General features: G+C 74.4%; 24 protein-coding genes. 10 read left to right on the forward strand and 14 right to left on the reverse strand.

Going from position 1 to position 24,527, the window contains the following annotated elements; translation table 11 throughout:
• Positions 1 to 18 precede the first annotated feature (18 nt).
• Entirely contained in the window at positions 19 to 759 is a 741-nt protein-coding gene (locus tag QRT03_RS24410) for an LbetaH domain-containing protein (RefSeq protein ID WP_286055708.1), read from the reverse strand.
• 32 nt (positions 760 to 791) lie between these two features.
• Between QRT03_RS24410 and QRT03_RS24415 the strand changes: the two genes are divergently transcribed.
• Entirely contained in the window at positions 792 to 1,535 is a 744-nt protein-coding gene (locus tag QRT03_RS24415; protein ID WP_286055709.1) for an SGNH/GDSL hydrolase family protein, read from the forward strand.
• 6 nt (positions 1,536 to 1,541) lie between these two features.
• Here the strand turns inward: QRT03_RS24415 and QRT03_RS24420 are convergent, their stop codons facing one another.
• From QRT03_RS24420 to QRT03_RS24445, 6 genes are all read right to left on the reverse strand, one after another.
• Complete coding sequence (locus QRT03_RS24420; protein ID WP_286055710.1) at positions 1,542 to 2,339, reverse strand: class I SAM-dependent methyltransferase; 798 nt, start codon at positions 2,337 to 2,339, stop codon at positions 1,542 to 1,544.
• Positions 2,336 to 3,865 carry a hypothetical protein gene (locus QRT03_RS24425; RefSeq protein ID WP_286055711.1) on the reverse strand — a complete coding sequence of 510 codons (1,530 nt, stop codon included), beginning with the start codon at positions 3,863 to 3,865 and terminating at the stop codon, positions 2,336 to 2,338. The genes QRT03_RS24420 and QRT03_RS24425 overlap by 4 nt, the downstream gene beginning before the upstream one ends.
• A complete protein-coding gene (locus QRT03_RS24430; RefSeq protein ID WP_286055712.1) occupies positions 3,862 to 4,548 on the reverse strand; it encodes a hypothetical protein in 687 nt (228 codons plus the stop codon). The genes QRT03_RS24425 and QRT03_RS24430 overlap by 4 nt, the downstream gene beginning before the upstream one ends.
• Positions 4,545 to 5,792, reverse strand: a complete 1,248-nt coding sequence (locus QRT03_RS24435; protein WP_286055713.1) for an MATE family efflux transporter — start codon at positions 5,790 to 5,792, stop codon at positions 4,545 to 4,547. The genes QRT03_RS24430 and QRT03_RS24435 overlap by 4 nt, the downstream gene beginning before the upstream one ends.
• Positions 5,793 to 6,126: 334 nt before the next feature.
• On the reverse strand, positions 6,127 to 6,597 hold the full coding sequence (locus tag QRT03_RS24440) for a nuclear transport factor 2 family protein (RefSeq protein WP_286055714.1): 471 nt from the start codon (positions 6,595 to 6,597) through the stop codon (positions 6,127 to 6,129).
• A gap of 125 nt (positions 6,598 to 6,722) precedes the next feature.
• A complete protein-coding gene (locus QRT03_RS24445) occupies positions 6,723 to 7,229 on the reverse strand; it encodes a TetR/AcrR family transcriptional regulator (RefSeq protein WP_286055715.1) in 507 nt (168 codons plus the stop codon).
• Between the two features lie 83 nt (positions 7,230 to 7,312).
• On the opposite strand from QRT03_RS24445, the gene QRT03_RS24450 reads away from it, so the two are divergent.
• Positions 7,313 to 7,993: an HAD-IA family hydrolase gene (locus QRT03_RS24450; RefSeq protein ID WP_286055717.1), complete on the forward strand. Its 681-nt coding sequence runs from the start codon at positions 7,313 to 7,315 to the stop codon at positions 7,991 to 7,993.
• On the opposite strand, the gene QRT03_RS24455 is transcribed toward QRT03_RS24450, so the two are convergent.
• Positions 7,943 to 8,203, reverse strand: a complete 261-nt coding sequence (locus QRT03_RS24455) for a hypothetical protein (RefSeq protein ID WP_286055718.1) — start codon at positions 8,201 to 8,203, stop codon at positions 7,943 to 7,945. The two genes, QRT03_RS24450 and QRT03_RS24455, sit on opposite strands and share 51 nt — an antisense overlap.
• A gap of 334 nt (positions 8,204 to 8,537) precedes the next feature.
• Between QRT03_RS24455 and QRT03_RS24460 the strand changes: the two genes are divergently transcribed.
• The 8 genes from QRT03_RS24460 to QRT03_RS24495 are packed head-to-tail and all read left to right on the forward strand — an operon-like array spanning position 8,538 to position 17,442.
• A complete protein-coding gene (locus QRT03_RS24460; protein WP_286055719.1) occupies positions 8,538 to 9,884 on the forward strand; it encodes a glycosyltransferase in 1,347 nt (448 codons plus the stop codon).
• A complete protein-coding gene (locus tag QRT03_RS24465) occupies positions 9,881 to 11,089 on the forward strand; it encodes a glycosyltransferase family 4 protein (protein ID WP_286055720.1) in 1,209 nt (402 codons plus the stop codon). The genes QRT03_RS24460 and QRT03_RS24465 overlap by 4 nt, the downstream gene beginning before the upstream one ends.
• Positions 11,082 to 11,825, forward strand: a complete 744-nt coding sequence (locus QRT03_RS24470) for a class I SAM-dependent methyltransferase (RefSeq protein WP_286055722.1) — start codon at positions 11,082 to 11,084, stop codon at positions 11,823 to 11,825. Before QRT03_RS24465 ends, QRT03_RS24470 begins: the two co-directional genes overlap by 8 nt.
• Positions 11,822 to 12,502, forward strand: coding sequence for an acyltransferase (locus QRT03_RS24475; protein WP_286055723.1), 681 nt, complete (start codon positions 11,822 to 11,824; stop codon positions 12,500 to 12,502). The genes QRT03_RS24470 and QRT03_RS24475 overlap by 4 nt, the downstream gene beginning before the upstream one ends.
• Positions 12,502 to 13,773, forward strand: coding sequence for an MATE family efflux transporter (locus QRT03_RS24480; RefSeq protein WP_286055724.1), 1,272 nt, complete (start codon positions 12,502 to 12,504; stop codon positions 13,771 to 13,773). Before QRT03_RS24475 ends, QRT03_RS24480 begins: the two co-directional genes overlap by 1 nt.
• Entirely contained in the window at positions 13,770 to 15,215 is a 1,446-nt protein-coding gene (locus QRT03_RS24485; RefSeq protein ID WP_286055725.1) for a hypothetical protein, read from the forward strand. Before QRT03_RS24480 ends, QRT03_RS24485 begins: the two co-directional genes overlap by 4 nt.
• A complete protein-coding gene (locus QRT03_RS24490) occupies positions 15,212 to 16,735 on the forward strand; it encodes a tyrosine-protein kinase domain-containing protein (protein WP_286055726.1) in 1,524 nt (507 codons plus the stop codon). The genes QRT03_RS24485 and QRT03_RS24490 overlap by 4 nt, the downstream gene beginning before the upstream one ends.
• On the forward strand, positions 16,732 to 17,442 hold the full coding sequence (locus QRT03_RS24495) for a hypothetical protein (protein ID WP_286055727.1): 711 nt from the start codon (positions 16,732 to 16,734) through the stop codon (positions 17,440 to 17,442). The genes QRT03_RS24490 and QRT03_RS24495 overlap by 4 nt, the downstream gene beginning before the upstream one ends.
• 235 nt (positions 17,443 to 17,677) lie before the next feature.
• Here the strand turns inward: QRT03_RS24495 and QRT03_RS24500 are convergent, their stop codons facing one another.
• The 6 genes from QRT03_RS24500 to glyA are packed head-to-tail and all read right to left on the reverse strand — an operon-like array spanning position 17,678 to position 24,481.
• Positions 17,678 to 18,346: a GntR family transcriptional regulator gene (locus tag QRT03_RS24500; protein ID WP_286055848.1), complete on the reverse strand. Its 669-nt coding sequence runs from the start codon at positions 18,344 to 18,346 to the stop codon at positions 17,678 to 17,680.
• A 36-nt stretch (positions 18,347 to 18,382) separates the two neighbouring features.
• Positions 18,383 to 18,976 (reverse strand): sarcosine oxidase subunit gamma, encoded by a 594-nt coding sequence (locus tag QRT03_RS24505; RefSeq protein WP_286055728.1) that lies wholly within the window; start codon positions 18,974 to 18,976, stop codon positions 18,383 to 18,385.
• Positions 18,966 to 21,704 (reverse strand): FAD-dependent oxidoreductase, encoded by a 2,739-nt coding sequence (locus QRT03_RS24510; protein ID WP_286055729.1) that lies wholly within the window; start codon positions 21,702 to 21,704, stop codon positions 18,966 to 18,968. Before QRT03_RS24510 ends, QRT03_RS24505 begins: the two co-directional genes overlap by 11 nt.
• On the reverse strand, positions 21,701 to 21,955 hold the full coding sequence (locus tag QRT03_RS24515; RefSeq protein WP_286055730.1) for a sarcosine oxidase subunit delta: 255 nt from the start codon (positions 21,953 to 21,955) through the stop codon (positions 21,701 to 21,703). Before QRT03_RS24515 ends, QRT03_RS24510 begins: the two co-directional genes overlap by 4 nt.
• 22 nt (positions 21,956 to 21,977) lie before the next feature.
• A complete protein-coding gene (locus QRT03_RS24520) occupies positions 21,978 to 23,186 on the reverse strand; it encodes a sarcosine oxidase subunit beta family protein (RefSeq protein WP_286055731.1) in 1,209 nt (402 codons plus the stop codon).
• Positions 23,183 to 24,481 (reverse strand): serine hydroxymethyltransferase, encoded by a 1,299-nt coding sequence (glyA, locus tag QRT03_RS24525; protein ID WP_286055732.1) that lies wholly within the window; start codon positions 24,479 to 24,481, stop codon positions 23,183 to 23,185. Before glyA ends, QRT03_RS24520 begins: the two co-directional genes overlap by 4 nt.
• Between the last annotated feature and the right edge of the window lie 46 nt (positions 24,482 to 24,527).

Below are 24,527 nucleotides of genomic sequence, written 5' to 3' on the forward strand. Positions count from 1 at the left end.
TCTCGGACGAGAGGGTCATCAGAAGCGCTCCCCGATCACGGAGGCCCGCGGGGCGCCGTAGATGGCCCCGGGAGGGACGTCGCGGTCGATGACGGTGTTCGGGGTGACGATGCACGAGCGCCCGATCCGCACCCCCCGCAGCACGATGCAGCGGGTGGTCACCCACGCGCCGTCCTCGACGACGACCGGCGCGGTGACGACCCCCATGTGCCGACGGTCGTGCGACCCCGTCGTCACGAAGGTCTCCTGGGACAGGACGACGTCGGAGCGCAGGATCACGAGGTCGCGGTTGGAGATCCAGACGCCCTCGCCGATCCAGCACCGGTCGCCGACGTGCAGGTTCCACGGGAACCGCACGCGCACCCGCGGGCGGATGATCACATCGGCGCCGATCTCCGCTCCGAACAGGCGCAGCACCCGGGCGCGCAGCCGCGACGAGGGCTGCAGCGAGTTCGTGACCAGCAGCCGCTGCACGACCCACCACAGGAACACCAGCCAGCTCGGTCGGGCCCGCGGGTCGTCGAGCGGCGGGACCTCGTTGAGGTCGACGACGGGGACTTCGCGACCGGCCGTCGTGGCGGCTCCTGTGCCGCTGGACGTCAGCATGGCCGCACTGCTGACACCGGGCCCGGAGGCAGCCGCGACCGCCGCCGCCCGCGCGATGCGGGTCCGCCGGTCCAGGCCGCCCTGCTGGGTCGGCATCTCCGGGACCAGTTCGGTGCCCGGCCGCACGGCCGTCGGGCCGTCGGGGCTGGTCATGGGCGCTCCAGATCGATGAGGGGGGAGACCGGGTGAACCGGTACACGTGGCAGGTCGGGCAGTACTGGCGCCGGCTCCGGCCGGGGACGCGGCGCGGCGTGACGATCGGGGCGGCCGCGCTGGTCGTCGTGCTGGTCGTGGTCGTGGTGCTCGGCGTGGTGGTGCGGTGGAACGACGTCGGCACCACCGCCGACGCGACCGACCGCGGCGCGACGGTGGCCGTCATCGGCGACTCGATCTCGCAGGGCACGAAGCTCGGCGGGCTCGGCCGCGCGAACTGGACGAGCATCGTCGGGGCGTCGCGCGGCTGGAAGGTCACCGACGTGGCGGTCGGCGGCACCGGCTACGCGTACGCGTCGCCCGGGACGCAGACCTTCGCGGCGGGCCAGCTCGAGCGCGCGGTCGCGGCCGGGCCGGGCACCGTCGTCGTGCAGGGGTCGCGCAACGACGGGCTCACCCCGTTGCCGCAGGTGTCCGCGGCGGCCGCCGACCTGTACCGGCAGCTGCAGGAGCGGCTGCCCGGCGTCCGGTTGATCGTCATCGGCCCGGTGTGGTCCGACGGCACGATCACGCCGAGTCTCGAGGCGCTGAGCGACGCGGTCCGCAACCCCGCCCTCGCGGCCGGGGCGACCTACATCGACCCGATCCGCGAGAACTGGTTCGCGACGGCGGCGGGCGCGCAGCCGCCGGTGATCGCCTCCGACGGCGTGCACCCGAGCGACGCCGGCCACCGGCTGATCGCCGAGAAGGTGCTCCGGGCCCTGGAGCGTGGCTGACACGGCTCAGCGCTTCCGCAGGAAGACCATCAGCGTGGCGCCGGCCGCCGACGGCAGCACCTTGTTCACCCCGAGCAGGGCCCGCATCGCCGTCGTCGAGCCGCCGACGTAGGCCGGCTCGGCGCTCATCGCGTACACGTGGTGGTCGAAGCGGTGCTCGGGGAACCAGCGCCGGATCGCCTCGCGCGAGTTGAGCTCGTAGGCGACCGGGAAGGTGTCGCGCTCCTGCTTCGCGGGCTGCAGGCGGCGCAGCGCCCGGTGGTGCAGCACGTTCGGCACCAGGCGGGCGCTCATCCCGACGACGCCCCACTTCCGTGGCGTCCGCGCGCAGAGCCATCCGCCGGGGCGCAGCACGCGGTCGACCTCGGCGGCGAGCACCTCCGGGTTCGCGACGTGCTCGAAGGTCCAGTTCGACACGATCATGTCGACGGAGGCGTCGGCGAGCGGGAACGTGGCGTCGGGGTCGTAGACCTCGGCGCGGGTCAGGGCCGGGTTCTCGCGGACGGCCGGGTCGACGTCGAGCCCGACGAGCTCCGCGCACCGCGGTCGCAGGCGCTGCAGTTCGCGGCGCGCCGGCACCGGGTCCTCCAGGAACTTCCCGCGCCCGGCACCGAGGTCGACCACGGTGTCGGTCGGGCGCATCAGCGCGTTCACGCGGAAGTAGAACTCGACGGTGCCGTCGAGGCGGGTGAACCCGCCCGCCCCGTACTCGGGGAACACCCGGGCCATCGGGGTCTCCCCGACGACGGGGTGCGGCGCGGCCTGCGCGGGCGCGGCGGTGGGTCGCTGCTCGAGGGTGGTCATCGCGGGTCTCCGGTGAGGGCGGGAGCCGGGGACGGCTCGTCGTCAGGAAGGGGGTCGGGGAGGGGAGCGCGGCGCGAGAGCAGCCAGAGCAGGCCGACCATCACGACGATCCGGGACATGGCCTGCAGCAGGGATCCGCGCAGGAGGATGAACTCGTAGCCCGCGATCGCGGGGACGAGGACGGCGGCGAGCGGGGTGCGTCCGGAGAGGGATCCGGAGAGGGCCAGGAGGCGGGCGCGGATCAGCGAGTCGTCCAGGCGGCGGGCGACGACCCCGGCCGCGCCGAGGAACGCGATCACCCCGACCCACCCGAAGTCGATCCATCCCTCCGCCCACAGCGGGGAGTCGAGGTTGGTGAACTTGAAGCCGATCTGGTGGGCGATGAGGACCGTCGTGTTCTCCGGCTTGTCGGTCCAGATCGCCCGGGGGAACCAGAACAGCACGTCGCCGAGGAGCTGCTCGCCGAAGGAGAAGCCCTGGGCGTCGGTGACCCGCAGCGCGATCCCGACGTCGGTCACCGATCCGTAGTCCGTCTTGGCCAGGACGTAGTCGACGGGGTTCGAGAAGTCGTTGTAGTGCACGTTGTACTGGCGCGCGGTCGACTCGCTGACCCGCCAGGCGTCGAGGTAGGGGAAGACGACGAGCGAGGCCATCGCGAACCCGGTGACGAACGCGGCGAGCATCAGCGGGCGCGCGGTGCGCCGCCAGAGGTAGAGCACCCCGAGGATCACGGTGAACGCCCAGAACCGGGAGTTCGAGATCGGGTTGTTGATCAGCAGGTTCATGCCGAGCAGCAGGGCGAACAGCACCTGGTTGGACACCGCCCGGCGCAGGACCCGGTCGTCGACGAGCAGCTTGCCCAGCGTCAGCAGCGCGATGTACGGCAGGACGTTCGCGACGGTCGCGAGGCTCCCGCCGACGGCGTCGCCGGTCGCGGACGCCAGCAGGCCCTGGTCGGACAGGCTGTCGGTGACCGCCTCGCGGCTGGACAGCAGGGCGGAGGGGCCGCCGAGGATCAGGACGAACAGCGGCGACGCCGCGACCGAGCCCCAGCCGAGCAGCAGGACGCGGCGGGGGGCGAAGAAGCGGCGGGGGAGGCCGGTGCCGGGTCCGCTGGTGGGCCGCACCCGCGACCCGACGTCGAAACAGACCATCCCGACCAGCAGCACGAGCGCCTGCAACAGCTGCTCGTCGCGGGTGAGCGTGACCCCGAGCGGGTTCGAGTCGGCCAGGGCCTGGGTCAGGCCGGCCACCGCGATCCAGCAGTAGGTGAAGATCCAGAAGCCGATCGTCAGCCACTGCGGGCGGGCCTGCCACATCAGGCCGAGCAGCCGCACCGCGCTGTAGACGACGGCGACCGCGAACAGCAGCGCCGGCACGCCCAGGGTCGGCTGGGCCCCGAGGACGGGGACGAAGAACAGCGCCGTCGGGATCGCGAGCAGCCCGACGAAGCACAGCAGCGGCACCAGGAACTGCACGCCGGTGAGGGGGACCGGCGCGAAGCTCGGTGCGTCGAGGCGCCTCACGACGCCCAGCTCTCGTGCAGCGTGACCAGGGGACCGCCCGCGCGCAGGGAGAAGAACTCCCAGCCGGGGATGGTGCCGCGGGAGTCCGCGATCGCCGGGTCGGTGACCGTCGTGACGGTGCCGTCGGGCAGGTGGATCACGGCCGAGGGTCCGCCGTCGAGGTCGATCGAGACGGTGTACTGCGTGCCGTCCTGGGCCAGGGCCAGGGGACCGTTGCGCAGCGGCGTCAGCGTGGTGCCGGTGGCGGTGCCGTAGATCCACCGGGTCGCGCCGATGACGAAGTGGCAGTTCGTGTCCGAGACGGGGCGCGCGGTCCAGGTCGCGAGGCACAGCGACGCGGCCGTGGGGTCGCCCGGGCCGAGGGCGAAGCGCGCGCCGATCGTGCGCACGGGGCGGCCGAGCGGCTGGGTCAGGTAGACCGCCCCGGCGCCCTCGACGTTGCCGACGGCGGCCCCGTTCTCGACGGTGGGCGTGGCCGGGACGCCGAGGTTGGTGACGTCCAGGCGGACGCCCTCGTCGCCGGCCGCGGGGAGCGGTCCGTCGGGGTGGCGGCCCCACAGGGTGCGCAGGTTCGGCCCGGTCTGCGCCGCGGCGGGCATCGAACGGACCGGCGACGAGCAGGCGGCCAGCGGGACCGCCGCCGTGGCGAGGGCGAGGCCGCCGAGGAACGTGCGGCGGTTCATCGGACGACGACCTCCTGGGGACGGGGGAGCGGGGCACGTTCGGCGACGACGGCCATGACGACGAGCGAGACCGCGCCGGCCGTCGTCATGCCCCAGGCCAGGCCGTCGACGCCGGCGAGGAGCAGGCCGAGGGCGGCGCCGGCGACGACGCCGGTGGTGGTCACGAGCTGCGCTCCGACCAGGGCCCGGGGCCGGCGCAGGCCGCGCAGGCGGGCGTGGAAGGGCACGGTGAGCCCGGCGAGCACGCTCTGGATCGCCACCGGGATCACGAGGGCGGCGAACGCGGTGTACTGCGGGAACAGCAGGTCGAGCAGGACGTGGCGCAGCGGGATCGCGGCGAGCACGACCAGTCCCAGCGCGGCCATCGCGACGAGGGCGACGGTGCGGAAGCGGTCGACGGCGGCCCGGTCCGCGGCCTTGCGGGCGAAGGCGGGCGTGAGCAGGAGGAGCAGCGCGGCCATGAACGTCACCGGCGGCTGGTAGACGAGGAGCTGGACTGCGCGCAGGCCGGCGGCGTCGGTCGTGGTGAGCAGCAGACCCGCGAGGAGCAGGACGATGTAGACCTGGCTCTGGCCGACGACCGCGACGACGGTGAACCACCCGGACAGGTACCGGCTCTCGCGCAGCCAGGTGCGGGGGCCGGTCGGCCGACGGAGTCCGAGGACCGGGAGCACGGCGACCGCGGCCAGCGCACCGACCCCCCACGCCGCGGCGAGGGACGCGACCGACCAGGTCCCGCCGACGGCGATGCCGATCAGCGCCACCGCCTGGACCGTCGCCCACGTCGCGTCGACCGCGAGGGCCTTCGTCGGGGTGGAGCGGGAGAAGAAGACGTACCGCCCGGCGTCGGCGACGAGAGCGCCCGGGACCCACGGGGCGAAGGCGACGAGCCAGGTGAGCGGGCCGCCGACGACCTCCCCGACCGCGAGCAGCACCAGGGCGCCCAGCACCCCGAGGACCGCGGCCGCGCCGAGAGAGGACGCGGCGAGGTGGCGCCGCCGGTGCTCGTCGGTGACCGTCGGGAGGTGCGCGAGCAGCGGTTCCCCGACGAACGCGCGGATGCCGGCGGAGTAGATGGTGACGACGGCGTAGGCGACGACGAAGAAGCCGAACCCGTCCGGCGCGAGCACGACCGACGCGATGAACGCGGTGAGGTAGTTCGTGCCCGAGCTGAGGACCTGGTCGGCGACACCGGCGAGGACCTTGCCCGCCCGCCCACCGCTCCGCTGTTGCTGCGCTAGCACGACCCCTCCCCCCGAAGGCCTCCGACTGGGCCGACGCTACGGGGATAGCGCCTGAACGGCGCAGTGCGTTACGCCTATCGGACTATGAGTAGCGGAGGAACCCGCTGGAGGGGGTGACGGGCTGGGCTGATCGGGGCCGGCGCCGAGAGGTACGTGAGGCACGTTCGTGGGCCCTCGGAGGTGCCTCATGTACCTCTCGAGGCGGCCGTGGTCTGCGCGCCGACCATCGGGCTCACCTTGTCGCGGGTTCTCGCGGCCCGCCGTCCACCTTGTCGCGGGGAATCACAGCGACAACCTGGGCGGGGCGAGGAAGGAGTCCGCGACAGGGTGGCCGTCAGTTCTGCGACGGGTGCGGACGAGGGATCGGGCACTCGAGGTGGTAGCCGCGGGCGGTGTAGTCGAAGCCGTCGAGGGCGAGCTCGCGGCGGTTCGGGTCGACGGGCGACGCGTAGTACGCCCGGATCTCGGCGATCAGCCCGGACTCCCGGTCGAAGACGTACCACTCGTCCCCGCGCAGGATCGTGCCCTCGGCCGTCTTGTAGTGCGTCCACTCGATGACCGCCTGCGCGCTCGCGGGGTCGGCGAGCAGCCGGTCGACCGTCCACGCCGAGCCGAGGGTCGCGACCCGGTGCGCCCAGTTCTCCGCGATCGTCCGCGACCCGCGCCAGGCCCCGCCGTACATCCCGGGCGGGAAGTAGTGGACGGCGTCCGGGGTGAAACAGGCGACCATGCCCTCGACGTCGGCGTCGTTGCAGCCGTCGAAGTAGCGCCGGATCAGGGCATCCATGTGCTCCGCGGTGAGCATGACGAGAACCCTGCCCGTGCCCGCCGGTCCTCACCAGGTGCTCGTTCGCCGGTGGGGGACCGCGAGTGCGACGCCCGGCAGGTTCCGACGTCCCCGAACCTGCGCCACGTCGACCTCGGCGCCGATCACACCCCCGCCACCCGGCGGGACCGCTCCAGGGCGTCCGGCGTGCCCTCCACCGCCCGCCGGGCGGCGGCGCCCTCGAGCAGCAGGAACAGGTGCTCCGCCCGGTCGACGTCGCCAGTCAGGCGGACGAGCTCGGCCAGCACCGCCTGCTTGTGCGCGCGGACCACGACCATCCCCGGGTGGTCGGGCGGGAGCTCGGCGGCCGCGTGCTGGAAGGCGCAGCCCCGGTCGGTCGGGAACTCGGGCACCGCGGCGTAGCTGTCGAACACCGCACCGACCCCCGGGTCCACCGCCAGGCGCTCCTGCAGGAACGCCCACCACTGCTCGTGCCGGCGCTGCAGGTAGGCGGTGACCAGTGCGGCCTTGGAGCCGAAGGAGTCGTACAGCGTCTTCTTCGTGACGCCGGCCGCCGCCGCGATCCCGGCGACCCCGACCGCCGTGATGCCGTGCGCGTAGAAGAGCTCGGCGGCGTGGTCGAGGACGCGGCGTCCGGCGGGGGTGGTCACGGCGCTTGACTCTATACCGACCGGTGGGTCAACCTCACGGAGGTAGGCCGATCGGTAGGAGACCCGCCAGCATGATCCGCGCCATGACCTTCGACGTCGTCGGCACCCTCATCGACTTCGAGGCCGGAATTCTCGGGTGCGTCCGTGCGCTCGCCGCCGACGGGCCCACCGACCAGGAGATCCTCGAGGCATTCGCCGCCGCGGAGCACGTCGCGCAGCGCACCACCCCGGAGCTGCCGTTCCCGGCGATGCTCGACCCCATCGGCCGGCGCCTCGCCGACGAGCTCCACGTCCCTGCCCTCGACGGAGCCCTCCGCCGCTCGATCCCCGACTGGCCCGCCTTCCCCGACGTCGCCGACACCCTGCGCCGCTGGCGCCCCCACTACCGGCTGGTCGCCCTCACCAACGCCGACCAGGCAGCCGTCGAGGCGTGGGGGCCGGCGCTCGGCCATCCCTTCGACGACGTCGTGACCGTCGACCAGGTCGGCGTCAACAAGCCGGACCCCCGGATGTTCCGGGTGGCACTCAACCGCCTGGCGGACCACGGCATCGAGCAGGACGAGGTCCTCCACGTCGCCCAGAGCCAGTACCACGACATCGCGGCCGCCATGGAACTCGGACTCCGCACCTGCTGGGTCGAGCGCCGCCGGGGCCAGGAAGGCACCGGTGCGACCCCGCCGGCCGCCGTCACCCGTCCCGACCTCCACGTCGGGTCACTCGCCGAGCTGGACGCGCTCCTCGACGACGGGCGGGCGGCGGGGTAGCGGGATCACGGGCGGCGCGCACTCGTCCCGCCAGGACCGGAGGCACCGCGCGTCCAGGGTGCGGTGCCGGGCCAGCGCCACGACCGGCGTCGCCAGCCACCCCACCCCCACGACGACGGCGGCGCCCAGCGCCGCCGTCGCCGCCCCCCGGAGGCACCGCGCACGGCCGTCCCGTCCCCCCGGCGGGGCGTGCCGTTGCGCGGTACCCACGGTCCCCAGGGGACCCCACGCCCCTTTCGTCACGCTTTCAACGGGCCCGTCACCCCGGGTCACGACCGGCCACGTCACGGTCACCCGGTCGAGGAGTGATGGGCTGCTCGCAGACCGTGAAAGTCGAGAACTTTCCGCGAAACCGCGTCATGGAGTCACCGCCGGCCAGTTCCTCCACCGTGAGCTGACCCGAACGGGGCAGCAAGAGCGTCCGAACGCCGAGACCGCCGTCACAGCGGGTCGCGGGAGGGCCGTTCCACACCGGTTGCTGTCTGTCGGGGATCAGCGACCAAGCGCACGAGCTTGGTGGATTTCGTCGACGGAGGTGAATGGGATGACCCCGCAGTCGCGGCTCCGGGTCACCGTTCTCGGGTTGAACTACGCCCCGGAACCCACGGGGATCGCCCCGTACACGACCGGCCTCGCCCGGTTCCTGGCCGAGGCCGGACACGACGTGCACGTCGTCACCGGTCTCCCGCACTACCCGCGGTGGCAGGTCGACGCGGGCTACACCGGTCGGCGCATCGAGGAGCGCGACGGCGACGTCCGCATCACCCGCGTCGCGCACCCGGTCCCGACCAACCCCACCGGCCCCGGCCGCGTCGCCATGGAGGCCGCCTTCGCCGCCCGTGCGGCCCGCGTGTCCACCCACCGCGGCGAGCGCGCCGACGTCGTCGTCGCCGTCAGCCCGGCCCTGCTCTCCGTCGCCGCCGCCGCCCGGCTGCGCCGGCCCGGCCGCACCGCGCTCGGCGTGATCCCCCAGGACCTCTACGGCCACGCGCTGACCGAGACCGCCGTCGGCTCCGGCCGCGTCGCCTCCGCGGCCGCCGACCTCGAGCGCCGCCTGCTCTCCCGCGCCGACGGCGTCGTCGCGATCCACGAGCGCTTCCGCACCTCGATCGCCGCGATGGGGGTCGACGACGCCCGGATCACGACGATCCGCAACTGGACCCACGTCCCGACGGTCACCCGCCGGTCGGCCGACATCGCCGCCGTGCGTCGCGAGCTCGGCTGGCGCGACGACGAGATCATCGCGCTGCACGCGGGCAACATGGGGTCCAAGCAGGGGCTGGAGAACGTCGTCGAGGCCGCCCGCCAGGCCGACCTCGACGGGGTGCCGATCCGCTTCGTCCTCCTCGGCCACGGCGGCCGCCGCGACTTCCTGCAGGCCTACTCCCGGGGCATCCGCCGCATCCAGTTCCTGGACCCGCTGCCCACGGACCGCTTCACCGACGCCCTCGCGGCGGCCGACGTCCTCGTGCTCAACGAGAAGCCCGGCGTCGCCGAGATGTGCGTCCCCAGCAAGCTCACCTCGTACTTCGCCGCCGGCCGGCCCGTCGTCGCGGCGACCAACCCGCTCTCGGCCGCGAGCGCCGAGATCGCCGTCTCCCGCGCCGGCGTCACTGTCGCGCCCGGCTCGCCGCGGGGCCTCCTCGAGGCCGTCGTCGACCTCCGCCTCGACCCGCCCGAGTCCGAGGCGATGGGTCTGCGCGGTCAGCTGTTCGCCCATGACGTCCTACACGTCGACGCCGCCCGCGAGGCGTACGTCGCGTGGGTCGAGGGCCTCGCGGCGGCCCGCCGCCGCCCCGGGCACGCCCCGCTCCCCGAGATCGTCTCCGACACCGGCCTTCCCGACGACGGGTCCTGGCCCGTCCGCGACGCGCGGGTGGAGCCGGCGTGACCGGGGGCGAGCGGAGCGACGGGGGCAGGCTGAGGATCGCGCTCGTCCACAGCTACCACCACACCGAGGTCCCGTCCGGCGAGAACGTCGTCGTCGACGCCCAGGCGCAGGCCCTGCAGGACGCGGGGCACGAGGTCGTCGTCGTCGCCCAGCACAACGACCTCCGCCGCCGCCGGCGCACCTACCCCCTGGAGGCGGCGGCCACCGTCGCCACCGGGATCGGCCCCGACCCGACGGCGATGCTGCGCCGGATCGCGCCGGACGTCGTCCACGTGCACAACCTGTTCCCGAACTTCGGCACCCGCTGGCTCGCCCGGTGGGACGGCCCGCTGGTCGCGACGCTGCACAACTTCCGCCCGATCTGCCCGGCCGGGACGCTGCTGCGCGACGGGAAGCGCTGCACCGACTGCATCGTGACCCCCCGCTCCGCGGTGACCCACGGCTGCTTCCAGAACTCGCGGGTCGCGACGCTGCCACTGGCCCTCGCCACCCGCGGCGGGGCGACGCAGCACCCCGTCGTCCGGCGGGCCGACCGGCTGATCACGATCTCGCAGCGCGCCGCCGACGAGTACCTCGCCGCCGGGGTCTCCGCGGAGAAGCTGACGGTCGTCCCGAACGCCGTCACCGACCTGGCCGACCCGGCCGGACCCGTCGTCGCCGACGGCGAGCGCACCGACCACGTGCACGCGCCGCGGTGGCTCTTCGTCGGGCGGCTCTCGGCCGAGAAGGGCGTCGACGCCCTGCTCGAGCGTTGGCCCGCGCACCTGCCGATCGACCTGGTCGGTTCCGGGGAACTGGCCGCCGACCTCGAGGCGCGGTTCGCCGACCGCCCCGAGATCCGCTTCCTCGGCGGGATGGGGAACGAGGAGGTCCGGCGCCTCCTCGGCCGCTACACCGGGCTCGTCGTCCCGAGCCAGTGGGCCGAGGCCGGCCCGCCGCTGACCTACGTCGAGGCGCTCGCCTCACGGGTCCCGGTCGTCGCGTTCGCCGGCAACGGCGCGGCGGACGACGTGGCCCGGCACGGCACCGGGGTCGTCGTCGACCGCCGGCCCGACCCGGCCGATCTCGCCGTCGCCCTCAAGGACGTGCAGCGCGACCGCACCGCGCTCTCGCGCCGGGCCCGCGCGACCTACGACCAGCACTTCTCCACCCGCGCCTGGGTGCAGGCGCTCACCGAGACCTACCGGGAGACGATCCATGGCTGAAGCGGGGGGCGGCACCTACGCCGCGATCCTCACCGACCTGCTCGCCCGCGGCGTCATCGCCGCCGACGACGCGATCCTCGTCCAGTTCGCCGGGGAGTTCGACGAGAAGACGACCGCCGAGGTCGGGCTCACCAACTGCACCTTCTCCAACCTCGCGCCGGACTCGCCGTCCTCGCGACTGACCAAGGCGAACGCCGGCGACGCCCACGCCATGCCCTACGACGACGGGTCCTTCGACCACGTCATCGGGCACGCGGGCCTGCACCACTGCAGCCGCCCGCACCAGGCGCTGCACGAGATGTACCGGATCGCCCGGCGCACCGTGGTCGCCGTCGAGAACCAGGACTCGCCGCTGATGCGCGTCGCCTGCTCGCTCGGCCTGGCCGGGGTCTACGAGCACGATGCGGTCGCGGACGGCGGCGGCACCACCGGGGGCGTCGACGGCACCGGCACCCCGAACCACGTCTACCGCTGGACCCGCCACGAGGTCCGCAAGACCCTCGCGAGCTTCGACCCGGGCCACGTCGTGCCGGTCGAGTTCCACTCCCGCTGGCTGATCGGCACCGACCGCGCGCTGACGTCGTCGATGCGTTCGGCCATCGGTGGCCGCGAGCGCGTGATCGGCCTGCTCAACCGCGGGCTGAACACCGTGGCCCGCCGTCAGGGCAACATCTTCGGCTTCACGATCCGCAAGGACCTCGCGACGGCGCAGCCGTGGATCGAGGTGGCGGCATGATCCGCAACCGCACCCTGCGCACCCTCGCCGCCGCGGCCGCCGTCGGGATGCCCCGCCGGCTGCGCCGCTTCACCCACACCCGGCTGCTCGGCTACGAGCTCGCGCCCACCGCGAGCATCGGGCACTCGTTCGTCGACGTCGACCGCCTCGTCATGGGCGAGGGCGCGCGCATCGGCCACCTGATCCTGATCCGCGGCTGCGAGCAGGTGACGATGGGCGAGCGGGCCCACATCCTCATGCTGGTCTGGGTCAACTCGGTCCGCCGCTCCACCGGGTACTTCTCCGGCCTGGAGGCCCGCCGGCCCGAGCTCGTCATGGGCGACCACACCCTGATCACGTCGCTGCACTTCATCGACGCCTGCGACCTGGTCGAGCTCGGGAACTTCTCCGCGATCGCCGGATTCGGGTCGATCGTCCAGACCCACGCCGTCGACGTGGAGAACATGCGCCAGGACTCCAAGCCGATCCGCATCGGCGAGTACGGCATGGTCGCGACCCACTGCCTGCTGCTGCCCGGCGCCGAGGTCCCGGCCCGCTCGATCGTCGCCGCCGGCTCCACCGTGGCGCGGCCGCTCAAGGAGGGCAGCCACGTGTTCGCCGGCTCGCCCGCCCGCGCGGCGAAGGCGCTGGACCCGGACATGCCGTTCTTCCACCGGACGAACTCCGAGATCGCGTGATGACGTCGGGGGGCATCTCACGCGGTCGGGCGGTGGTCGGGGTCGCCGACCAGCTCGTCAGCTCGGCGAGCAACTACCTGACGGCGTTCGTCGCCTCGGCGGTGCTGCTGCCGGGGGAGTTCGGGGCCTTCGTCGCCGCGTACGCGGTGGTGACGGTGCTGTGCGCGGCGGGGCGCGCCGTGATCGGGGAGCCGCTGCTGGCGCACCTCCCGACGGTGGGCGCGGCGCGGCGCCCATCGCTGGGGTCGTCCGCGCTGACGGGGTCCGCGGTGCTCGGGCTGGCCGGTCTCGCGGTGTGCGTCGTCGGCGGTCTCGCGTGGGACGGCGCCGTTGGCGACGCGCTGCTGGCACTCGCCCTCTGGGTGCCGGGCGCGCTCGTCGTCGACGCCGGCCGGCACGTCCTGCTCGCCCGCTCCGACACCGGCCGCGCGCTCGCGGTGGACGTCGTCTGGCTCGTCGCCCAGGGGGTCGTGCTCCTCGCGGCCTTCCTGACGACGGGTCGGTTCTCCCTCGGCTCGGTCGCGGCGGCCTGGGGGGTGGGCGCGCTGGTGGCCCTCGTCGTCCTGCTGGCGGTGAGCGCCGAGGCCCGACGGATCGTGGACCCGCGGCCGTGGTTCGCCGAGTCCCGCTACCTCGCGGGCTGGTTCACGCTCACCTCGGTGCTCGGGCAGGCCCAGGTCTACCTGGTGCTCCTTCTGGCCGGGGCGGTCCTCGTGGCCGACGACGTCGCCGGCCTGCGGGCGGTCCAGCTGCTGGTGTTCCAGCCGCCGGTCACCTTCCTCGCCGCGCTGCTCGTGCTCGCGACCCCGGTGATGGCACGCCTCGCCGTCGCCGGGGACCGGGCCGGGCTGCGCCGGGCCCGCCGGACCGCCCTCGCGGCGACCGCCGTGCTGTCCGCGGTGCTGCTCGCCGCGATCCCGCTGCGGGACGTCCTCATGGGCCTGCTCTTCCCGCAGTACCTCGGCTACACCGGGCTGGTCGCACCGATCGTGCTCCAGACCGCGCTGGCCGCCTTCGCCGTTCCCTTCCTCGCCCAGGTCCGCGGTGAACGCCGCGGGGGCGCACTCTTCGGGCTCCAGGTGGTCACGGCCGTCGGGATGCTCGTCGGAGCCGGGGCCGGCCTCGTCGTCGGGGGCGAGGCCGGCTCCGCCGTCACCGGGCTGGCGTGGGGGCTCACGGCCTCCTCGCTGGTCGCGCTGGCCGCCGCGGTCGTGGCCTGCCGGCCGCGCCGCGCACCCGTCGTCGCCACCCGCGAGGAGGTGCCCGCATGAGGACCGTCCTGACGTCCCTCGGCGCGGTCACCGCCCTCGTGGTCGCGGGGCTGCTCGCGCTCGACGCGGCCCGGCTGGTCACCCTCGACCTGGCGGTCGCCGGGCTGGCCCTGGCCGTCGGGCTGGTGCTGTTCGTCGTCCTGCGCGGCCCGGGCGACCTCGGCGTCACGCTGCTGGCCCTCGCCGTCGGCACCGCGACCTGGAACGGGATCTCCCTCGGGCTGCCGCTCGGGCACCTGTTCCTCGCCGTGGCGCTGGTCGTGCTCGCGCTGACCGCGGTGGGTCGTGGACGGCGCCTCCGGGTGCCGCGCTGGGTGTGGCCGCTGCCGGCCGCGCTGCTCGGCGTCATCGCCTGCTCGATCCTGTTCCCGATCGACCGCGGCTACCTGACCTCGCGGTTCGGGGTCCCCGTCGACGCCGCGACCGCGGCCGCGATCCCCAGCCCGGGCATCGCGAACCTGCTCAACGGCGTCCGCTGGATCGTCCCGGCCCTGGCACTGCCCCTGGCCGTGTGCCTGGCCGTGGCCGACCGGGACGCCGTGCGCCGCACCCGGCTCGTCCGCGGCCTCGCGATGGCGTGGGTGCTGGGCGCGGTGGTGAGCGCCGGGATCGCGGTCACCGACGACCTCGGCCTCACCGCGATCAGCGCGCACTTCATCTCGGTCGACGTCGGCGGCCGGCAGGCGGGCCTCACCGCCCAGCCGAACCACCTCGCGCTCTCGGCCGGCCTCGCCGCACCGGTCGCGGTGTGGCTCCTGCTCTCCACCCGGGCGCGCGAGCGCCTGCTCTGGGCGGCCGCGACCGTGACGATCTTCGGGGGACTGTTCGTCTCCGGGTCCCGCGGCGGGCTGGCCATCGGCCTCGGGGCGGCCCTGGTCGCCCTCCTCGTCGAACGGACCGGCCGCCGCCTGCTGCTCCCGCTCGCGGGCGCCGCGATCGGCGCCGGGACCCTGCTCGTGGCCTTCTTCCCGACGATGCTCGACCGCGTCGGCACGGAGCTGCGGCTCTCGGGAGCGGAGAGTGCCGCGGAGTCCGACGCCATCCGGTCCCGCATCCACTCCCAGGCCCTCGCGGACATCGCCGAGTCCCCGCTGCGGGGCATCGGGCTGCACGTGATGGCCGAAGGTCACAACATCTGGCTGCAGCTCGGCGCGTCAGGCGGGGCCCTGTTGTTCGTCGCCTTCCTGGTGACCGCCGTCGGAGCGCTCGCCGACGGTGTCGCCGCCGCCCGCACGAACACCGGCGCGACGGCGGGCCTCGCCCGGGCGCTCGTCGTCTCGTTCGGGGCCTGGCTGGCCGTCGGCGTCGTCGAGAACCAGATCGCCGACCTCTACCTCTACGTCCCGCTGGCCCTGCTGGCCGGGCTCGCGGTCACCGCGCGCCCCGCCGCCGGCACCCCCTCGTCCCCGGCCCTCGTCCGCTCCTCGGGAGAACCGTCATGACCTTCGTCGCCCTGCTCACCGCGATCCGTCGCCGCTGGCTGGTCCTCGTCGCCGGCCTCGCCGTCGGCCTGGCCGTGGCGGCCGCCGTGACGACGTTCCTGCCGCGGACCTACGCGGCGACCGCGAGCCTCTACGTCTCCGCGGTCGACGACGCGTCGGCCCAGAACGCCTACCAGGGCGTGCTGCTCTCCCAGCAGCGGGTGAAGTCCTACACCGAGATCCTCACCTCGGAGCGGGTGCTGCGCCCCGTCATGGACGCGGCCGGCATCGCGGGGACCACCGCGGACTTCGCCGACCACGTCGCGGTCACCACCGACACCGACTCGACGGTCATGAAGGTGACCGTCACCGAGGGCTCGGGCACCGAGGCCGCCGACCTCGCCAACGCGGTCGCGTCGCGGTTCTCCCAGGTCGTCGGCCAGTTGGAGCGCCCGACGGGTGCCGGGCAGGCGCCCGCGGTCACCGTCGCGACCGTCGACGCGGCCGTCGCCGACCCGGACCCGGTGTCCCCGCGCTGGCCGGTCAACCTCGTCGTCGGCGCCGTCGTGGGCCTCCTGCTCGGTGCCGCGGGCGCGGTGATCTCCGCCGCGACCGACCGGACGCTGCGCCGTCCCGCCGAGCTCGCCGAGGTCGCGGGCGCCCCGTCGCTGGGCAGCCTCCCCGCCGTGCGCGGCGGGTTCGACCCGGCGGCCGGGGGCGAGCACGCCGAGGCCGTCCGCCGGGTGCGCACGAACCTCGCCTTCGCCGACGTCGACTCCCCGGTCCGCGTGATCACCGTGACGAGCCCGCTCGAGGGGGAGGGGCGCACCAGCCTGGTGCAGGCCCTCGCCACCGCCTTCGCCGCGACGAGTCGCGTCGCGGTCGTCGAGGGCGACCTGCGGCACCCGGTGCTCGCCGAGCGCCTCGGGCTGCACGGCCCGCTCGGGCTGACCGACGTGCTGCGGGGCCACGGCCCGCTCGGCACCGCGCTGCAGCGCCACGGCGGGGTGGACGTCCTCGTCGCCGGCGAGGTCCCGACCGACCCGTCCGGCCTGCTGGCCTCGCGGGCCCTCGGCGCCGTGATCGACCGGCTGCGCGAGACCCACGACGTCGTCCTCGTCGACGCCCCGCCGCTCGGGCCGGTCGCCGACGCGGCCGTCCTCGCCGCCGGCTCGGACGGCGCGGTGCTGCTGTGCCGGGCCGGGCGCACCCCCGCCGACGCGGTCGGCGCCGCGGCCGAGGCCCTGCGGGCGGTCGGCGCCCGCATCGTCGGCACCGTCCTGACCTCCGACGGCGAGGTCCGGGCCGCGGCCGCTCCCACGGTCGGTGGGAGCGGTGACGGCGGGTCCGGTGCGGAGACGACGCTCGTGCACCGGGTCGATGCCGAGCGCGGCAGCCCCGCGCTCGCGGGCAGCCGGGCGGACCTGGCGGCGGCCCCGTTCGACGCGTGGTTCACCACCGGCGCCACCGGCCCGGCCCGTCGGGGTGCCCACGAGGCGGCCCCGGAGATCGGCGGGCTGCGCGCCCAGCCGGGCCAGTGACCCGACCCCTGAGCCGCCGCGCCGCCCTGGTCCTGGGTGGCGCGGCGGTCGTCGGAGCGGTGGCGGGGTGCTCGACCGGCTCCACGGTGACGGCACCCCCGCCCCCGGAGGTCCCGTTGCAGCGTCACACCCGCTGGACGGCCCGCCCGGACGGGCCGCTGCCCGCGACCGGTGACGAGGGCGTGCCGTTCACGACCCTGCTCTCGAACACCACCGCCCAGCCCACGCTGCGTGGCGGGGCCCTCGTCGGGAACCTGCCCGCGGCGCAGTCCGCGGTGTACGTGACCCAGCCGCTGGGCGCCCCGGTCCGCCGGCTCGGGGCGCGGATCGCGTTCGGGCCCGGGGCGGCGTCGGGGTCGGTGGCCCTGGTGGCCTGGAACGGGGCGCCGACGGTGGACCGGGTCGACGGCCACCTGCACATGGTGTTCACCCCGGACCGCTGGATCGCCGGCGTGCTCGAGGGCGGGACGGTCCGCGAGGTCGCCCGCGCCGACTACGGCCTGGCGCTGCCGCAGGACGGCACGCCCCGCCCGGTGGAGGTGGTGGTCGCGGGGGACACCGCGACCCTGCGCCTGCCCGACGGGACCACGACCGCCGTCCGGGACCCGCGCTTCGCCTCCGGCTCCGGCGTGGTCGCGGTGTGGGAGTTCTACAAGGACGCCGCCGACTCCGCCGAGGTCACGTTCGCCGAGACCTGGGCGGGCTGAGCCGGCGGGTCCGGTGATCACCGGGCACTGAGAGCTGTCCGGAGGGCTTCGACGCAGCGCTGAGGGCCCGCTCGGCACCGGAGAGGTCCGGCGCCCGTCGACGATGGCGAGCTGCTCCCACAGGATGCGTGCAGTTCGCCATCCATCGCTGGGCCGGAGGCTCACCGGTGATCACCGCGCACCGAGAGCTGTCCGGAGGGCCTCCACGCAGCGCTGAGGGCCCGCTCGGCCGACCTCAGATGACCGCGCGGACCGCCTGCTCGAAGCCCAGCACGTGGCGGCGGCAGGCGTCGGCCGCACCGTCCGCGTCGCCCGCGGCGATGGAGCGCAGCAGGCCGGCGTGCTCCTCGACGTGGTCGGCGAAGTCGGTCATCCGGTCGAGGAACAGGCAGAAGATGCGGGTGGCGAGGTTGTGGTGCCGCGTCGCGGTGTCGGAGAGGTACGGGTTGCCGGTGGCGGCGTACATCGACCGGTGCACCCGCATGTCCCAGCGCATCAGCTCCTCGCGGGACAGCGCGGGCACGTCGAGCGCGGCGGTGGCCTCCGCGAGCTCGGCGATCTCCTCGGCGCGCACCGGCGAGCTCTCGCACACCTCGGCCGCCCGGCGCGCGGCCAGCGGCTCGAGCTGGACCCGGATGTCGGTGATGTAGGCGAGGTCGGTGATGTCCACCGCCGTCGCGAACGTGCCGCGGCGGGGGTAGGAGACGACCAGGCGGTCCACCGCGAGGTGCTTGAGCGCCTCCCGGACCGGGGTGCGCCCGACGCCGAGCTCCTCGACCAGCGCGACCTCGTCGACCGGGGCCATCGGCGGGATCTCGAGCAGGATCAGCTTGTCCTGGATCGCGTGGTAGGCGCGCTCGGACAGTGACGTCGGAGGCTGCTGGACGACGGTCACGGCCGTGATCATATCGTGGTCACCCCCGCGTCGCCGGTTGATATGTCACCGGTACTCCTCGGCGGCGTCCAGCAGCCAGGCCGCGACGTAGCCGGCGAACGACGTCCGCACGAGCAGCTGGAACTCCCCGTCGTCGTGGCCGACCAGCAGCACGCCGGACTGCCCGAGCAGCGTGCGGGCGCAGGTCCGCGGCCCGAACGACGCCGGGCGCAGGTCCAGCGCGCACCCGAACGACAGCAGCTCCCGCGCGGCACGGCCCTGCAGCCGCAGGTCGGCGTACTGCGCGGACACGTCCGACGCCGCGGCGCCGACCGCGGCCAGCGCCGGCCGGGTCACCGCCTCCCACGCCGCGGCCGAGGTCGCGGCCACGTCGGTGACCAGCCACTCGTCGGGTCCGAGGTGCAGCGACTGCCCGCGCAGCGTCGGCTCCCACGCCAGCGGCCGGGTCGGCAACGGCACGCCGAGCGCGACCTCGGCGACGGCCGCGGCCCCGGGGGCGACGCGGACGGCGAGGGCGGCGGTCGAGGGCGCCAGGGTGATCGCCAGGTCGTGGCGACCCGCGAGCTCGACGGTCAGGTCCTCGAACCGCGCGCGCCAGGCGTCGAGCAGGTGGACGGGGGCGAGCAGGTCAGCCGTCACGGCGGGCTCCCTCGGGGTCGACGAGCACGGTCGGGGCGATCTCGGCGGCCACGAGGCGGTCGCCGACGGGGACGTGCACGACCTCGCCGACCCGCGATCGCCCGGCCTTCAGCAGGGCCAGCGCGAACGGCCGGCCGAGCGCGGCGCTGCGGTAGCTCGACGTGACGTGGCCGAGCATCGGCACCGGGGGCGGCGGCAGCGCACCGTCGGCGCGGAACTCCACGATCTGCGAGCCCTCGGGCAGCGTCGTGGCCGCGTCCGTGGGCAGCAGCGAGACGAGCTCCTTGCGCTGCGGGTTGAGGTTCTCCGCCCGGGCGAACGACCGCTTCCCGACGAAGTCGGTCTTCTTCTTCGAGATCACCCAGCTCATCCCGAGGTCCTGCGGGGTGACGGTGCCGTCGGTGTCCTGCCCGACGATCGGGTAGCCCTTCTCGGCCCGCAGCACGTGCATCGTCTCGGTGCCGTAGGGCGTGATGTCGAACGGCCGACCGGCCTCGAGCAGCCGGTCCCACAGCGCGGGCGCGTACCGGGCGTCGACGTGCACCTCGTAGGCCAGCTCACCGGAGAACGAGATGCGCGCCAGCCGCACCGGCACGCCGTCGAGCACGGTGTCCTGCCACGTCATGAACCCGAACGCGTCGTTCGAGACGTCCACGTCGCCGAACACCGCGCCGATCACGTCGCGCGAGCGCGGCCCGACGACCGGGAGCACGGCCCACTGGTCGGTCACCGACGTGACGTGGACGGCGAGGTCGGGCCACTCGGTCTGCAGCCACTCCTCCATCCACTCCAGGACGACGGCGGCGTTGCCGGTGGTGGTCGTGACGAGGAAGCGGTCGTCCGCGAGCCGCAGCACGGTGCCGTCGTCGATCATCATCCCGTCGTTGCCGCACATCACGCCGTAGCGCACGCGGCCGACCTTCAGGCTGCTCATGAGGTTCGTGTAGAGCCGGTCGAGCAGCACGCCGGCGTCGGCGCCCTGGACGTCGATCTTGCCCAGGGTCGAGCCGTCCATGATCGCGACGCCGGTCCGGGCGGCGGCGCACTCGCGCAGCACGGCGGCCGCCATGTCCTCTCCGGCGCGCGGGTAGTGCCGCGCCCGCTTCCACTGACCCACGTCCTCGAACACCGCGCCCGCGGCGACGTGCCGGTCGTGCAGGACGGTCGTGCGGACGGGGTCGTACAGGTCGCCGCGCTCGCGCCCGGCCAGCGCGGCGAAGGCGACCGGGACGTAGGGCGGGCGGAACGTCGTCGTGCCCAGGTCCTCGATCGGGCGCCCGAGCAGTTCCGCGGTGATCCCGGAGGCGATGACCCCGGACGTGCGGCCCTGGTCGTGCGCGGTGCCGATCGTCGTGTAGCGCTTCACGTGCTCGACGGAGGTCATGCCCGCCCCGACCGCCCGCTCGATGTCGCGGACGGTGGCATCGCGAGCGAGGTCGACGAACTGCCGCGCCGGGTCGCCGGGCACGCGCCAGAGGACCGTCGTCGGAGTCCTGGGCTGCTCGACGACGGCTGGTGCGGCGTCACCCACGGCGTCGCGCAGGCCACCCGCGAGGTCCAGCACGCCGTTCGCGGCGCCGACCACGCGCGTGCCCGGGAGCTCCTCGCCGGGCCGGAACGCGCCGAGCTCCGGGTCGTACCGCAGGGCGCCCCGGACGTGGCTGAACAGGTGGGCGGTCGGGTTCCAGCCGCCGCTGACCAGCAGAAGGTCGCAGGGGAGCGTGCGCCCGTCGCCCAGGACGGCGCCGGTGACGTGGTCCTCGCCCTCGGCCCCCGTCACCACCGCGTTGCCGTGCACGACGATGTCGCGCTCCAGGCACGGCCCGGCGGCCGGCGGCGTCGGCCGCACGTCCACCACGGTGACCCGGGCGCCGGCGTCGTGCAGGTCGGCCGCGGTCGCGTAGGCGGCGTCGTCGCTGGTGAACACCACGACCTCGGAGCCCGCCCGCACGCCCTGGCGGTGCAGCAGGTCGCGCGCGGCGGAGGCGAGCATGACGCCGGGCCGGTCGTTGTCCTCGAACACGATCGGCCGCTCGATGGCGCCGGTCGCGACGACGACCCGGGCCGCACGGATGCGGTGGACGCGCTGACGGGAGGCCCCGGAGGTCCGGCGCTCGAGAGCGAGCACGTACCCGTCGTCGTGATGACCGAAGGCGGTGGTGCGCTGCAGGTGGAGCACGGTCCCCGACGCCGCGAGCTCCGCGACGACGTCCGCCGCCCAGTCCCGCGAGCCACGGCCGTCGATCGTCTCGGTGCCGGTGAGCGTGCCGCCGGCCTCCGAGCGGTCGTCGACCAGGACGACGTCCTCGCCCGCCCGGGCCGCCTGCCGGGCCGCGGCGAGCCCGGCGGGGCCGGCCCCGACGACCAGCACGTCGCAGTGGTGGTGCTGCCGGTCGTGGCGCGCGGTGTCGGGCACCTGCGCGAGCCGGCCGCGGCCCCCGACCCCGCGGGCGACGAGGCCGTCGGTCAGCTCGACGGTGGCCGCGAGCAGCATCGGCTCGGGGAACGGCTCCTCGATCTGCACCAGGCCCGTGGGGTCCTCGACCCACGCCGCGCCGATCCCGCGCGGGCGGCCGAGCTTCACGCTGGTGCCGAGCCGGTGGACGCCGTGCGCGAGCAGCGCGGAGGCGAGGGTGTCCCCGGGGTGGCCGGTGTAGGCGACGTCGTCGACGACGAAGCGCAGGGTGCGGGACCGGTCGATCCGGCCGTGACCGTCGAGGCGCGTCATGCGGAGCTCCCGGGGAGGAAGGCGTACGTGCGGGTGTCGCGGACGGCCCGGAACCACGTGCGGCAGCCGGCGGAGTGGAACCAGCGCTCCGCGAACGGGCCCTTCGGGTTGTCGCGGAAGAACACGAAGTGCGCCCACTGCTCGTCGGTCAGCGCGGCCGGGTCGTCGGGGTAGGCGACGTCGGCCTGGCCGCCGTAATGGAATTCGGTCTGCTCGCGTGGTCCGCACCAGGGACACGGGATGAGTTGCACGGTCGGGCTCCTCGGTGGGCGACTAGTGCGCGACGCCGGCGGCGCCGTGCTCGTCGACGAGCGCGCCGGTGACGAACCGGTCGAGGGAGAACGGCGCGAGCAGCGGGTGCACGCGACCGTGGGCGATGGTGTCGGCGAAGGCCTGGCCGAGTCCCGGCGTGACCTTGAAGCCGCCGGTGCCCCACCCGCAGTTGAGCAGGACGTTCTCGTACGGGGTGGTCCCGACGATCGGGCTCGCGTCCGGCGTCACGTCGACGATGCCGGCCCAGCTGCGCAGCAGGTGCGCCCGTGCGAAGGCCGGGAACAGCTCGACCGCGGCCGCCATCTGGCGCTCGATGACGTGGAACGCGCCGCGCTGGCCGTAGCCGTTGTAGGAGTCGACACCGGCGCCCATGACGAGCTCACCTTTGTGCGCCTGCGAGACGTACACGTGCACCTTGTTCGACATGACGATCGTCGGGTGCACCGGCTCGAGGAGCTCGGAGACCAGCGCCTGCAGCGGGTGCGACTGGAGCGGGGTGCGGATGCCCAGCCGGTCGAGCAGCACCGAGGTGTGCCCGGCGGCGCACAGCGCGACGGTGCCGGCGCCGATGTCGCCGCGGCTGGTGCGCACGCCGGTGACGCGGTCGCCGTCGACCACGAAGTCCGTGACCTCGCAGTCCTGGATCAGGTCGATGCCGGCCTGATCGGCGCGGCGGGCGAAGCCCCAGGCCACGTAGTCGTGCTTCGCGATGCCCGCCCGGGGCTGGTAGGTCGCCCCGTGGACGGGGTAGCGGATGTCGCCGGAGACGTTGACGATCGGGCAGACCTTCGCCACCTCGTCGGGGCGCAGCCACTCCGCGTCGATGCCGTTGAGCCGGTTGGCCTCGACCCGGCGGACGGCGTCGCGGACCTCCTGCTCGGTGTGCGCGAGGTTGAGCACGCCGCGCTGGCTGAACAGGATCGGGTAGTCGAGGTCCTCCTCGAGCCCCTCCCACAGCTTCAGCGCGTGCTCGTAGATCGCGGCGGACTCGTCCCACAGGTAGTTGGACCGGATCAACGTCGTGTTGCGGGCCATGTTGCCGCCCGCGAGCCAGCCCCGCTCCAGCACCGCGACGTTCGTGATGCCCTGCTTCGCGAGGTAGTGCGCGGTGGCCAGGCCGTGCCCGCCGCCGCCGACGATGACGACGTCGTAGCTCTTCTTCGGCTCCGGGTTGCGCCACAGGGCGTCCGGCTGTTCCGGCGTGCTCACGGCGTCACCTCGGTGTAGAGCGGGTGGCGGTCGGCCAGCGCCGCGACCCGGTAGGTCAGGGCGTCGAGCTCGATCGCGGTGATCTCGGGGCGCAGGGCCCGGGCGATGACGTCGGCGACCTCGCGGAAGCCGTCCGCGCCGAACCCGCGCGTGGCCAGGGCGGCGGTGCCGATCCGCACGCCCGAGCTGACCATCGGCGGCCGCGGGTCGAACGGGACGGCGTTGCGGTTGACGGTGATGCCGACGCGGTGCAGCCGGTCCTCGGCCTGCTTCCCGTCGAGCTCGGAGTCGCGCAGGTCGACCAGCACGAGGTGTACGTCCGTGCCGCCGGAGACGACCCCGATCCCGGGCTCGCCCACCAGGCGCTCGGCCAGGATCCGGGCGCCGGACAGCGTGCGCTCGCAGCGCTCCCGGAACTCCGGGGTGCCCGCGAGCTTGAAGGCCACCGCCTTCGCGGCGATCACGTGCTCGAGCGGCCCGCCCTGCTGGCCGGGGAACACCGACGAGTTCAGCTTCTTGGCCAGCGTCCGGTCGGCGGTCAGGATCACGCCGCCGCGGGGACCGCCCAGGGTCTTGTGCGTGGTCGAGGTGACGACGTGCGCGTGCGGCACGGGCGAGGGGTGCAGGCCGGCGGCGACCAGGCCGGCGAAGTGCGCCATGTCGACCATCAGGTACGCGCCGACCTCGTCCGCGATCGCGCGGAACGCCGCGAAGTCCAGGTGGCGCGGGTACGCCGACCAGCCCGCGACGATCAGCTGCGGCCGGTGCTCCCGCGCGAGGCGGGCGACCTCGTCCATGTCGACCCGGTGGTCGTCGGCGCGCACGTGGTAGGCCGCGACGTCGTAGAGCTTGCCGGAGAAGTTCAGGCGCATGCCGTGGGTCAGGTGGCCGCCGTGGGCGAGGTCGAGTCCGAGGATCGTGTCGCCGGGGGAGAGCAGGGCGGCCATGACGGCGGCGTTGGCCTGGGCGCCGGAGTGCGGCTGCACGTTGGCGTACTGCGCGCCGAACAGGTCGCAGAGCCGGTCGATCGCGAGCTGCTCGACGACGTCGACGTGCTCGCACCCGCCGTAGTAGCGCCGGCCGGGGTAGCCCTCGGCGTACTTGTTCGTGAGCACCGAGCCCTGCGCCGCCATCACCGAGACCGGGGCGAAGTTCTCGCTCGCGATCATCTCGAGCGTCGCGTGCTGGCGCCCGAGCTCGGCCGCGATCGCCGCGTGGACCTCGGGATCGGTCTGCGCCAGCGGACGGTCGAGCACGGCCCTCGAGGTCTCGTGCCCGACGACTGTCATCGTCATCGTCGGTCCTTCCCGTACTGGTTCGCGACGGCTAATATATCAGTCG

Origin of the sequence: Actinomycetospora termitidis (assembly GCF_030286555.1) — a bacterium.
GTDB classification, from domain to species: Bacteria; Actinomycetota; Actinomycetes; order Mycobacteriales; family Pseudonocardiaceae; genus Actinomycetospora; species Actinomycetospora termitidis.